General features: G+C 61.5%; 8 protein-coding genes. 4 read left to right on the forward strand and 4 right to left on the reverse strand.

Going from position 1 to position 12,624, the window contains the following annotated elements; all coding sequences use genetic code 11:
- The first annotated feature begins 46 nt into the window (after positions 1–46).
- From metH to BM063_RS11000, 4 genes are all read left to right on the forward strand, one after another.
- Positions 47–3,496, forward strand: coding sequence for a methionine synthase (gene metH / locus BM063_RS10985; RefSeq protein ID WP_092038933.1), 3,450 nt, complete (start codon positions 47–49; stop codon positions 3,494–3,496).
- 132 nt (positions 3,497–3,628) lie between these two features.
- Positions 3,629–5,491, forward strand: a complete 1,863-nt coding sequence (locus BM063_RS10990) for a bifunctional homocysteine S-methyltransferase/methylenetetrahydrofolate reductase (RefSeq protein WP_092038936.1) — start codon at positions 3,629–3,631, stop codon at positions 5,489–5,491.
- A gap of 311 nt (positions 5,492–5,802) precedes the next feature.
- Positions 5,803–6,504: an ABC transporter ATP-binding protein gene (locus BM063_RS10995; protein WP_092038938.1), complete on the forward strand. Its 702-nt coding sequence runs from the start codon at positions 5,803–5,805 to the stop codon at positions 6,502–6,504.
- 12 nt (positions 6,505–6,516) lie between these two features.
- Positions 6,517–7,743 (forward strand): ABC transporter permease, encoded by a 1,227-nt coding sequence (locus tag BM063_RS11000; RefSeq protein WP_177199112.1) that lies wholly within the window; start codon positions 6,517–6,519, stop codon positions 7,741–7,743.
- An 86-nt stretch (positions 7,744–7,829) separates the two neighbouring features.
- On the opposite strand, the gene BM063_RS11005 is transcribed toward BM063_RS11000, so the two are convergent.
- The 4 genes from BM063_RS11005 to BM063_RS11030 form a co-directional block, all read right to left on the reverse strand.
- Positions 7,830–8,192 (reverse strand): hypothetical protein, encoded by a 363-nt coding sequence (locus BM063_RS11005; protein WP_092038942.1) that lies wholly within the window; start codon positions 8,190–8,192, stop codon positions 7,830–7,832.
- Between the two features lie 1,105 nt (positions 8,193–9,297).
- Positions 9,298–10,266, reverse strand: coding sequence for a peptidoglycan DD-metalloendopeptidase family protein (locus BM063_RS11020; RefSeq protein WP_092038946.1), 969 nt, complete (start codon positions 10,264–10,266; stop codon positions 9,298–9,300).
- Entirely contained in the window at positions 10,263–10,856 is a 594-nt protein-coding gene (locus tag BM063_RS11025; RefSeq protein ID WP_092038949.1) for a hypothetical protein, read from the reverse strand. The genes BM063_RS11020 and BM063_RS11025 overlap by 4 nt, the downstream gene beginning before the upstream one ends.
- Positions 10,853–12,577 (reverse strand): hypothetical protein, encoded by a 1,725-nt coding sequence (locus BM063_RS11030; protein ID WP_143085325.1) that lies wholly within the window; start codon positions 12,575–12,577, stop codon positions 10,853–10,855. Before BM063_RS11030 ends, BM063_RS11025 begins: the two co-directional genes overlap by 4 nt.
- Positions 12,578–12,624 lie beyond the last annotated feature (47 nt).

Below are 12,624 nucleotides of genomic sequence, written 5' to 3' on the forward strand. Positions count from 1 at the left end.
ATCCGTCAGAGATGGAAGGTTATTTTTTTGCAAAGGATGATGGCCGATGGAGAAGCACCCCTTGGTTCGACGCATGGAGGAGAAAATCCTGATCCTGGACGGCGCGATGGGCACGATGCTCCAGCAGGCGGGACTTTCCGCCGGCGATTTCGGCGGGGAGGCGCTGGAGGGATGCAACGAGGCGCTCAATTTGACCCGGCCGGACCTGATCCGAAGGATTCACGAGGCTTACCTGGAGGCCGGGGCGGATCTGATCGAAACCAACACCTTCGGGGCGACGCGGATTGTGCTGGAGGAGTACGGACTCGGGGAGCGGGCGGAGGAGATCAACCGGAGGGCGGCCCGGCTGGCGGTGGATGCCGCCCGCCGGTGGTCGACGCCGGAGCAGCCCCGCTTCGTCCTGGGCGCGATGGGGCCGACGACCAAGACCCTTTCCCTGACCGGCGGCGTCACCTTTGAACAGCTGGTCGACGCTTACCGGGAGCAGGCCCGGGGATTGCTTCTGGGAGGCGTGGACGCGCTGCTTTTGGAGACGGCCCAGGACACCCTCAACGTGAAGGCGGGGGGCATCGGGATTCGCCGGGCCTTCGAGGAATTGGGGAAGGAGGTGCCCCTCCTCATTTCCGGGACGATCGAACCGATGGGAACGATGCTGGCCGGTCAAAACATCGAAGCCTTTTATCTGTCGGTGGAGCACTTGCGGCCGGTGGCCGTCGGCCTCAATTGCGCCACCGGTCCGGAGTTCATGCGGGATCATCTCCGGACCCTGTCCGGGCTGGCCCGGTGCGCGGTCAGTTGTTACCCCAACGCGGGTTTGCCGGACGAAGAGGGGCGGTATCACGAGACGCCTTCGTCGCTGGCGGCGAAGATGGCCGCTTTCGCCGATGCCGGTTGGCTCAACATCGCCGGGGGCTGCTGCGGGACGACGCCGGGGCACATCCGCGCCCTGGCGGAGGCCCTGCGGGGGAAGAGGCCCAGGCGGCCGGTTTCATCCCATCCGCCGGGGGTTTCGGGGGTGGAGGCGGTCTTCCTGGAGGAGAAGAGCCGCCCCCTCCTCGTCGGCGAACGGACCAACGTGATCGGATCGCGCCAATTTCGGGAGCTGATCGCCGCCGGCCGGTATGAGGAGGCGGCGGAGATCGCCCGCCGGCAGGTGAAGGGCGGCGCCCAGATCATCGACGTCTGCCTGGCCGATCCGGACCGGGACGAGCTGGAAGACATGGAACGGTTTCTCGAACATGCGGTGAAAAGGGTGAAAGTCCCCCTGATGATCGATTCCACGGATCCGGCGGTGGTGGAACGGGCCCTCACCCATTCCCAGGGGAAGGCGATCATCAATTCGATCAATTTGGAAGAGGGGGAAGAGCGCTTCGCCGCGGTGGTTCCCCTCCTGCGCCGGTATGGGGCGGCGGTGGTCGTCGGGACGATCGACGAAGGGGGGATGGCCGTCGATCGGGAGCGGAAACTGGCGGTGGCCCGCCGTTCTTACGAATTGTTGACGGAGAAATACAAGGTGGCGCCCGAGGACATCATCTTCGATCCTTTGGTGTTTCCGGTGGGAACCGGTGACGAAGCCTACATCGGCTCCGCCCGGGAGACGGTGGAGGCCATCCGGCTGATCAAAGAAGCTTTTCCCCGCTCCGCCACCATCCTGGGCATTTCCAACGTTTCCTTCGGCTTGCCTCCCGCGGGCCGGGAGGTGCTGAACGCCGTCTTTCTCTACCACGCCACGAAGGCGGGGTTGGATTATGCCATCGTCAATACGGAGAGGCTGAAGCGCTACGCGTCGATCCCCCCGGAGGAAGTGCGGCTCGCCGAGAGGCTCCTTTTCGGGACAACCCGGGAAAACTACGAGGCGGTATTAGGCGAATTCACCCAATTCTACCGGCGGAAGAAAGAGGAGAAGGCGGAGCCGGCGCACCGCCTTCCCCTGGAGGAGCGGTTGGCCCGGTATGTGGTGGAGGGTTCCAAGGACGGGCTGTTCGATGATCTGAAGGAGGCGCTGGGCCGGTACGATCCCCTGGAGATCATCAACGGGCCGTTGATGAAGGGGATGGACGAGGTGGGCCGCCTCTTCAACGACAACCAATTGATCGTCGCCGAGGTGCTGCAGAGCGCCGAGGTGATGAAGGCGGCCGTATCCTTCCTGGAACCCCACATGGAAAAGGCGGACACCCATTCGAGGGGAAAGATTCTCCTGGCCACGGTGAAGGGGGATGTCCACGACATCGGAAAAAATCTCGTGGACATCATCTTGTCCAACAACGGTTACGAGGTGGTCAATCTCGGGATCAAGGTGGCTCCGGAGCAGTTGATCGAGGCCTGCCGCCGGGAGAAACCGGACGCCATCGGCCTCTCCGGACTCCTGGTCAAGTCGGCCCAGCAGATGGTGGTGACGGCCCAGGATCTGAAGGCGGCGGGCATCGAGGTTCCCATCCTGGTTGGCGGGGCCGCCCTCACCCGCAAGTTCACGGAGACGAAAATCGCCCCGGAATATTCCGGGATCGTCCTCTACGCCAAGGACGCGATGGAGGGCTTGGAGCTTGCCAACCGGTTGATGGACGGCGAGGAGCGGCTAAAGCTGGCGGGCGAGCTCGGGAGGAGGCGGGAGCGCGCCTCGGGGCGCACCGGCGGAGGAAGCGGCGGCCCGACCGCTTTCGGGGCGGAGGGACGCTCTTCCGTCCGGCGGGACGTCCCGGTGTTCGAACCGCCGGATTTTGAGCGGCACATCCTGCGGGAGGTTTCCATCGATCATCTTCGCCCCTATCTGAACGAACAGATGCTTCTGGGCAAGCACCTGGGCCTCCGGGGCGACGTGGAAAAGCTCCTTGCCAAGGGAGACCGGAAAGCCCTCCGGCTGAAGGAAGAAGTGGACGCCTTCCTTTCGGAAGCCCAGGAAAAGGGCTGGATCCGGCCCCGGGGGATGTACCGCTTTTTCCCCGCCCAGGGGGAAGGGAACGACATCCTCATCTATGATCCCCGGGAGCCGGCGCGGGTGCTGGAACGGTTTTCGTTCCCCCGGCAGAAAAAGGAGCCGTACCTCTGTCTGGCGGACTTTCTCCGACCGGTCGGGTCCGGGGAAATGGATGCGGTGGGCTTCCTGGTGGTGACGGCGGGTGCGGGGATCCGGGAGCGGGCCGAGCGTTGGAAGGAGCGCGGCGATTACTTCCGGTCCCACCTGCTTCAGGCGGCGGCCCTGGAATTGGCGGAGGCCTTCGCCGAACGGCTCCATCAGATCATGCGGGAACGGTGGGGATTTCCGGATCCGCCGGAAATGACGATGAAACAGCGGTTCGCCGCCCGGTACCAGGGAATCCGCGTTTCCTTCGGCTATCCCGCCTGCCCGGATCTGGAGGATCAGGTAAAGCTGTTCCGGCTGATGGAGCCGGAGGCGATCGGCGTCCGGCTGACGGAGGGGTACATGATGGAACCGGAAGCGTCGGTGTCGGCGATGGTTTTTTCCCATCCCGAGGCCCGTTATTTCAGCGTGTTGTGATTTGTGACGCCCGAAAGATGCGGAATTCGCACTTTGCCTGCGGCCGGGGGCTGTGAACGCTTTGGCCTGTGAAGGAAAGGTCGCGGCACAGCTCCTGCCTGGACACCTTTAAAAAAACGAGGGGGGAGACCGGTGGGGGAGAAGCGATGTCTGAAGGAACACCTCAAGGAGCATCTGCTTGTCGGGGACGGGGCGATGGCCACCTATTTGTACCAGCAGGGAGTGCCGGTCGGTCTTTGCTATGAAGAACTGTGCCTGACCCGGCCGGACCTGATCCGGGAAGTGCACCGGGCGTACTTCGAGGCGGGAGCCCGGTTTCTGGAAACCAACACCTACGGGGCCAACCGGGAACGGCTCGCCCGTTACGGCCTGGAGGGGAAAGTGACCCGGATCAACCGCGCCGCCGTCACCCTGGCCCGGGAAGTGGCGGGGACGGAAGCCTTCGTGGCGGGGGCGATCGGCTCGATCCTGGCGGGGCGGGTCCCGCGCTACGACGAGGATGAATACCGGGACATGTACGAAGAGCAGGCGACGGCCCTGCTCCATGCCGGAGCGGACGCCATTCTGCTGGAAACCTTTCTGGACCTGGAGGAGCTGCTGCTGGCGGTGGAGGTGATTCGTCCCCTGACGGAGGCTCCCCTCATCGCCCAACTGGCCCTGATCGAGGTGGGAAGGACCCGGGACGGCTACCCGCTGACGGAAGCCTTTCGACGGCTGAAGGAGGCCGGCGTCGACGGAGTGGGTCTCAATTGCCGGCTGGGGCCTGCGGAGTGCCTTCGTTCCCTGGAGCAGGCGGTGGTGCCGGAGGGCCTTTACTTGTCCGCCTTTCCCAACGCCGGCCGCCTGGGGATCACCGACGGCGAGTACCGCTACAAGTCGTCGCCGGAGTATTTCCGGGAGAGCGCCCTGAGGCTGCGGGAGCAGGGGGTTCGCCTGATCGGCGGCTGCTGCGGGACGACGCCGCGGCACATCCGGGCGATGGCCGAAGCCCTGAAAGGGCTTTCCCCCCTGCCTCGGATCAATCCGGAGGATGCTTCCCCCGAAGGGGAGTCCGTCTCCCTCGCGGTTCAGCCGCCCCGGAAAGATCCGGCCATCACCGAAAAGGTAAGGACCGGCCGGACGGTGATTGTCGAATACGATCCTCCCCGCGATCTGGATATCGACCGCTTTCTTCACGGCGCGGCCCGGTTGAAGGAGGCCGGAGCCGACGCGATCACCCTGGCGGACAATTCGATGGCGACGGCCCGGATGAGCAACATGGCCCTCGGAGCCATATTGAAATCCCGGGGCATCGAGCCCCTGGTTCACATCACCTGCCGGGACCGCAACCTGATCGGGCAACAGTCCCATCTGATGGGGCTGTGGGCGCTGGGGATCGACCAGGTGCTGGTGGTGACCGGGGATCCGACGCGGATCGGCGACCTGCCGGGGGCCAGTTCCGTCTACGATGTCTCCTCCTTCGACCTGATCCGGATGGTGAAGCAACTGAACGAGGGGATCTCCTTTTCCGGAAAACCCCTCAAACAGCGGGCCCGTTTCGTGGTCGGGGCCGCCTTCAATCCCCACGTGCACAATCTGGAGGCCGCCGTCCGCCGGTTGGAGAAAAAGGTGGAGGCCGGGGCCGATTTCGTCATGACCCAGCCGGTGTACGACCCCGAAACCATCAGGCGGATTCATGAGGCGACCCGGCATGTCGGCATTCCCGTCTTCCTCGGGATCATGCCCCTTACCGGGTTTCGGAACGCCCTTTTTCTGCACAACGAGGTGCCGGGCATCAAAATCGCCCCGGAAGTCATGGAGCGGCTGCGCCGGTGCCGGGACAAGGAGGAGGGCCGCCGGGAAGGGGTGGCCATCGCCCGGGAGCTGGTGGACGCGGCTCTGGAATACTTCCAGGGAATCTATTTGATCACCCCTTTCTTCCACTGGCGGATGACCGCCGAATTGACCCGTCACATCCGGGAGCGGGACAGGCGGCATGCGGCAGTGGGGGAGTGAGGCAGCGGGGAGGCGATGTTTTCGGGCGGGCTCTGCCGTGTGGAGCCGGGACGGAAAATCGCCCCCCCAAAATTTTGAGATTGGTCGTAGGCATCCGGACGGCTCCGTCCGGATTTTTTTGGTTTTGCTCCGGTGGTGGGATGGCTCCGTCTTCTGCCTCCGCCGGAGACAAAGGGCCGGTGTTTCTCTTTACAGCGCTTCGGTGAAGCAGATCAGCATTCTTTTCATCGGGTACCGGAAAAGGGTTGTTCCCCTTGATGCCGAAGGTTTTTTAAAGATGATGCCTTTACCGGTGGAGAGGACGGAACAACATGGAGATCTTGCGGGTCAAGCTGGAGCGGGCGGGTTACGCCCGGGGGCGGGAGATATTGCGCGATGTGGCGTTCTCCCTGCGCTCCGGGGAGATGGTGGGGCTGATCGGACCCAACGGCGCCGGAAAAAGCACCGCCATCAAAGCCATTCTGGGTTTTCTCGGACACGTGGAGGGACGGGTGCACCTTAAGGAGGGATGCCGATACGGTTACATCCCCGAACACCCGGTCTTTTACGAAGACCTGACCGTGTGGGAACATCTCGAGCTGGCCGCCTCCGTCTGGGGCATGCCGCGGGCGGCCTTTGAAGGGAGGGCTCTGGAGCTTTTGGAGCGGTTTCAACTCAAGGAGGCGAGGCATCATCTTCCCCGGTCCCTTTCCAAGGGGATGCAGCAGAAGCTGATGATTGTGGCGGGCTTCCTGCTGCAACCCGACCTCTATGTGGTGGACGAGCCCTTTATCGGACTGGATCCGCGGGCGACAAAGACGCTGCTTCAGCTGCTTGAGGAGGAGCGGGGGCGGGGGGCGGCCGTCCTGCTCTCCACGCACGTTCTGGACACGGCGGAAAAAATCTGCGATTCCTTCCTCTTGCTCCATCAGGGGCGGTGCGTCGCCCAGGGGAGCCTGAATCGGCTTCGACGGCAAATCGGGCGGGAGGGCGCCTCGCTGATGGACTGTTTTGAAGCATTCACCTCGGTTTAAGGAGGATGGATCGTGACGCCGCGCCGCTGGTTTTTCAACAGGTGGAAAGCGGATCTGAGATTTCAATTTCGCGTCTTCAGCACCGTGGTCGATTGGACGGTGGCCTTGTATGTGGTGGTTCCCGGGCTGATCCTGCTTGTCGAGCGGTACGCCGCCTGGTGGAGGGGAGAAGCGGCATGGACGGCGGAGGTACCGTCGCCTTTGCTTTGGACGGCCGCTTTCCTGTTTGCCTGGTCCGGACCTTTCCGCCTGTATCTGGAACCGGCGGACCAGCTCTTTATGTGGCAGCGTTCGGACTGGATGAAAACATTCATCCTTGCGGGCCTCTGGTTCGGCTGGGGAAAGCGAGCCCTGGAAAGCTTTTTGTTATTGGTTCTGATGGCACCCTTTCTGCGTTACAAGATCGATTTCTCGTTGCCTTCGCTGGTGGGAATCTGGCTTTTCCTGTGGCAGGCCAAGGCGTGTTTGGCCATTGTCCGGAGATTTTTGGCCGGGATGGGCGGCATGCTGCTCAAGGGGCTGATGAACGGATTGATCCTTGGCCTTGGCGGGGCCGCTTTTGTGTGGATCGGAAATCACGCCCATCCCTTTGGGTTTTACGCGGGAGCGGCGTCCCTCGCGGGATGCTGGAGCCTGCTGGCGTGGCTTAGAAGCCGGCAGAAAGGGGCTTTTTTCCCGGAAATCGACTATGAGCGGGCCCAGCGGTTGCGGTGGGCCGCCCTCCTTTTGCAGACGTCGGGGGTGGTGCATCGGAGATTGGGGGTCAGGAAGCGGCCCTGGCTGTTTCCCCGCTCAAATTCCCTCTTTCGCCGGCGGACCGCTTCCCACATCGTGGCGGAGGCGGCGATCAAATCGTTTCTTCGCAGCGGTCAGCAGATGATTCCATATTTCCAATTTGTCGCGGTTTGCGCCTTCGCCCTCCTGGTGACCCCGCCCCTTTTGCGGTGGGGATGCTGGATTTTGTTTTCCTTTCTGTTTTTCCTGTGGGGGCGTTCCGTTTGGAGGGAGTGGCGCTTCTCCAACGGGATGTTCGATGTCTGGTCGCAATCGGGTTTTCCGGCCCGCGCCGCTTGTCAAAAAGCCGTTTTCGTTCTTCAGCAGATCGGGTTTCTTCCGTTGTCCGCCGTCATGGGAGCCGTCACCTTCGGAGCGTGGGGGGCGGTATGGATGCTTCCTGCCGGTTGGGCGCTCTCCCATGTTGCCGTTTTCCTGTTTTTCCGCCTGGCCCCTCATCTTTAGCGCCGGGAGGGAAAGAGCCGCGCTTCAAGGCTCTTGCTGGGACATGAAAGGCCCGGCTTTCACTGGAAAACCGGGCCGACCCGCTTTTATCTTTTCTTGGAAAGCAGGAGAGAGATTTCTTCTCCGTAAAGGACCGCCAGCATTCGCTTTCCGTCCTTTTCAAAGACGTGCAGTCGCCCCATTTGATCCACCTGCTTCCATCCCCGCTTTTCGATTTCCTGAAGATATTGCCCAAACTGCTTTCCGCTGAGGGGAGGCCAGATTTCATAAAAGGTCCATCCTTTGTTCGCATGGGGTTTCTCCACTCTTTCGCTTCGGGCCGGAATCGGAAAATCGGGATCCACCTCCGACGGTTTCAAGGCCAGAGAAGGATCGGAGAAAATCATATAGAGGAAGAAGCCCAGGAGGATCACCGCAAGGGCGATCAGAAGCATTCCTTTCCACTTCAAGGATATCCTCCCTTTCTGCGAAAACTGCGCTGCCGTCCGGGGGCTGTGTGAGATGCTCCCATCATCCGGACGATTTGAGCGGAATCATACCGGTTTTCCTGCTTCAGACCTTCGATGACCCGTTTCCGCCGTTCCGGTTTCTTTTTTCCCCTGGATCCCGGTGATTTCGATACAAAATCCGATCCCGGCTTTCATCCGGGAGGGCCAGGTCCGATCCCCATTGTTGGGGATCCCGTTGGTTTCCGGCGAAAAAGCCCGAAGAAGACGACCGCCGTTCCGAAGCAGAGGAGGGCCGGTCCGCGCCTAAATCTTGCACTTCCCAAAACGAAGGCTTTATCTGATACGCCGAGGGCGACGGAAGAGGAATGGACTCAAAGGGATGAGTCCCGACGATGTTTTTGTCGCCGGCCGTTGTTCGGCTCCCACGCATGATCGAGCTGCACCGAGGATACCTGAAGCCCCGGGGGAATCTGTTTCCGAGGCGCACCGGCCGGGGATGACGGAATTTGCGACGGTGATGTCCGGTTGTTTGGCGGTGGTGGTGGACGGCGAAACCTGTCGCCTGGAGCAATACGATTCCATTGCAGGGGGGGCGTCCGCACCCAGAACTCCAGCTCTTCTTCTTCCCTGACGATCATGCATATTTCCTACAGCCGGCTTTGAACGGGATGGGTCTTTATGCAGGGAATGCGCCTCGGCCGAGAAAAAAGGGACTGCCGCTTTTGCGGCCGTCCCGCGCCGCTTCGTCTTTTCCGGTTCGTGGCGAGGCGGCTGAAGTTTTTTCGCGATGCTTCGGGGCGGGCAGGCCTCCGGACCGTCAAATTTCACTGTACAAAGAGAAAAATATATAGTATATGTGGTATAGGCGCTACCGATCTCCCGAAGAGCAGGCAACCCGTGCGAGGACGAGCAGCATGAGGGGGGTTGTGTCGATGTTCAGCCGGGCTGTGGAGAACGCTTCGGGAATATTGCTTCTGATGTCGCTTTTGGGATCCTTGGTGCTGATGGCCTTATACATTCGGGAACGCGGAAAAAACCAATCTGACTGATCTGTTCATGGATCGGCCTCACCTGCGGAATTTTGGGTGGGGTTTTTTATTTGTCCCTACGGTTGAAAGAATTTCAAGGGGTCGACCGGCATCCGGTTTTTTCGCACGGTGAAATGGAGATGGGGACCCGTGGAGAAGCCGGTGCTTCCCACGGCGCCGATGATTTGTCCTCCCTTGACGTGTTCCCCCCGGCGGACTTCGATGGAGGAAAGGTGTCCGTACAAGAGTTCAATCCCGTCCACCGTTTCCAGGATCACCGTGTTGCCGTACCCGCCCAGCTTTCCGGCGAAGCGGACGACGCCCCCCGTTGCGGCGATCACCGGTTTGCCCGTCGCGGCGGGGATGTCGATCCCGTCGTGGAAGCGGCGGGTTTTCAATATCGGATGGATTCGGTAACCGAATCCGGAGGAAATGCTTTCCGGGCCCGTTCCCGGCAACGGCCACTGAAAGGGGAAGGCGGCGGCGAAGGTCGGATTTTCCGTTTGGTCCAAATACCCTTCGGCGATCCGGAGGACGTCTTCCACGTACCAGGAGGCGTGATTGTAGTGCCACAGGGCCTTTTCCAGATCCTCCTGTCCTCCGTGATCCCTCAGGTACCGGGCCGCCGCGTGGGCGGCATCCTCCACATCCCAGGGATCGGCTTTCCCGTCGCCGTTTCCGTCGACGCCATAGGCTTCCCAGGTCGAGGGCAGAAACTGAAAGGGGCCGATCGCACCCTTGCTCGAGATCATGTTTTTCCGCTCCGGATCCCCCGGGCGGGTGGTCTTGCCGAAATTGGTTTCCCGCTTGTGGATGGCGGCGAGGACATTCCACGGGATCCCGTATTTCGCTCCCGCTTCCTGATAGATGTCCAGAAATTCGGAGGGAATCTGTTTTAAGGCCTGTTTGTTCGGCTTTCCCGCCACGTGGTGGATGGGGTCCCGGTTGATGCCCATGACGAGCAGCACCGTCAGGAGGACGACGGAAAGGGTGATCAGCAGAAACGACAACAGGGAATACAGAAGCCATCGTCCGGCGACACTCACCGGAAGCCCTCCTCCCTTCGCCACACGATCCAGCGTTTTCCGTCCTTTTTCATCGAGAACCACAGATGAAGCTCCTCGCCGTCTTCGGTCACCACCACCGCCTGGAAGCTGAGCCCCCCTTCGAGCAGGGGGGGTTCCACCGGCCACAGGGTCAACTCCCGGATGTTTCTCGGTTCGTCCACTTTCATCGATTCCCGGATTGCCTCGTAATAACTCCGGGACACGTAGGGCCGGACCGCATTGGCCACGGCTTCCGGTGAATCGCCTTCGGGCATCGTGACAATCCTTCGGACGAACTTTTCGGCCACCCGCTCCGCCTGCCGCCGCTCTTCTTCCGGGATCGGCCGGGGCGTGTCATCGTCTGCGGCCGGGGGCTCTTCTTCGGCGCCGGATCCGGGAATCGCGCCCGACGCCGCGCTTTCGGCGGAAGCCGGTTCCTTTTCGGGGGGGACGGGGGATGCCGCCCGCTCCTTGATCCAGCGGCTCACCCCCACGATGGAGAAGACCACGATGAGCCAGATGGCCAAGGAAATCACGAACAGGCGCCGATAGGAACGGGACGGGCGTCGGAAGGAAGCATTTCGCTTCATCGGCCCTTCCATCCTTTGAGGTTCACTTTTCCGTTTCGGTACGCCGGTCGGATCCGATCCCTGGCCGAAGGATTCACCCGTCCCCGGATATCGCTATCCGGGGAGATCAGCTGGCGGTTCCGCAGCCGCCCGCTGGCCGGCGCCTTATGGGAGGCAAAGGCGGAAAAGGCATGGGAAGGGGCCTTGGCCGGTGCTTGCGGCGGTTTGGGCACCCGGGCGCGGAGGGGGCGGGAGGCATTCGGCCCGGCGCCTTTCGGGGATTGGGACGCCGCTCCCCCGAAGATGCGCTGCAGGTATCCCCGCTGCGCGCCGCCGGAGCTTTTGATTCCGGAACCCGCTTCCGGCCGCCTTTTTTTCCATTCGAAGGTCCGATCCACCACCCGCTGCACCGATTCGCCCGTCTTTTCCTGAACCACCTTGAAGGGCTGGGCCGGGATGTTCCGGATGACGTGGCCGGGAGCCCCGAAGGGAGCTTTGAAAAATTGAATCACCCGGTCCCTCACCGGTTTCCAGGCCAAAACCCCCACCAGCAGGAGCTGGGGAACCAGACCGCCCAGGAGCCAGCCGTATTCATCCACGAAGGACCACATCTTGGTGGAGAGCAGCATGTACATGCTGACGAGGAAGGCCGCCACGATGCCGTAAAGTCCGGTTTTCAGCCATTCCTTGATCCAGTTGAAGACCGCGAAAACCCCGGCTCCGGGCAACACGCCGAAAAGGAAGACAAAGGGGGCCATCGCCGAGGTGATCAGAAAGAGCATTTTCGTGACGAAGACGAACAGGGAAAGGACGAGATAAAAAAACCCGAAGATCAGAATGGCCAGCCCGTTCAAAAAGGTGACCGCCGTTCGCCCGATCAGGCCGGACCAACTGGTCATGGACGGATAACGGGGATTGTCCCCTTCGGTCCAGGATTTGACCAGTTTTTCCCTCTCATCCTCGGTGGAGGAGAGGAGAAGGTAGGTGTCCCGGGCGATCGGGTCCGAGGAATCGGGGGAAATTTCCGAGCCGGGTTTCATCGCCTTTCCGAAGGTGGCCAGCTGCCAGGGGATGATGGCGTAGTTTTCCCAAATCTTGTTTCCCGCCTGGATTTGTCCCGCCTTTTCCGGTTCATCGGTGACGATGGCCCGGCCGTTGGCGGTTTCCATCGCCTGCAGCAGCAGTTGGCCCGACACCGCCTGGGTGAACCCGTGAATATTGGTCATGTAGGTGTACAGATTGGCGAAAAAGGACGTGCCGATCGCCAGGACCAGGATGGCCCAGGCCACTTCCTTGGCGGTTTGGGCGATGCGCCGCCGGAACAGCTGGATAAAGATCCAGGTGCTCATGATGATGAGCAGGCCGTCGAGGACCGTTCCAAAGAAGGAGCCCCCCAGTTTTTTGACCTGATCGGAAACCAGGGAGGCGAGGGGATCGAAAATTTTCAGCACCATGACCAGCTGGGAGATGTAGATCACCATCTTGAGGAAGGCCATCTCCACCACGAAGGCCATTCCCCAAAGGCTGTTCCAAGCCTCCCGGAACACTTCGGTGAAGCCGTAGTTGCCATCGAAGTAATAGCTGTCCAGGTTGAACTGCTCGTAAAGTTCGTTCTCTCCGTCCACCGGCGAACGGCTGGGAAACATGTTCTCCACGGCGCTGTCCTCGGCCGCAAGGGCCGGCGGCGAGCAAAGGAGGAAGAGAAGCAGGGCAAGGACGAAGGGACGGGCTTTTCCGGGCACGGCCATTCACCTCGCTTCACCAAGATGCAGAATTCCGGTGGGGTCTT

The organism is Planifilum fulgidum, assembly GCF_900113175.1.
Classification (GTDB): Bacteria; Bacillota; Bacilli; order Thermoactinomycetales; family DSM-44946; genus Planifilum; species Planifilum fulgidum.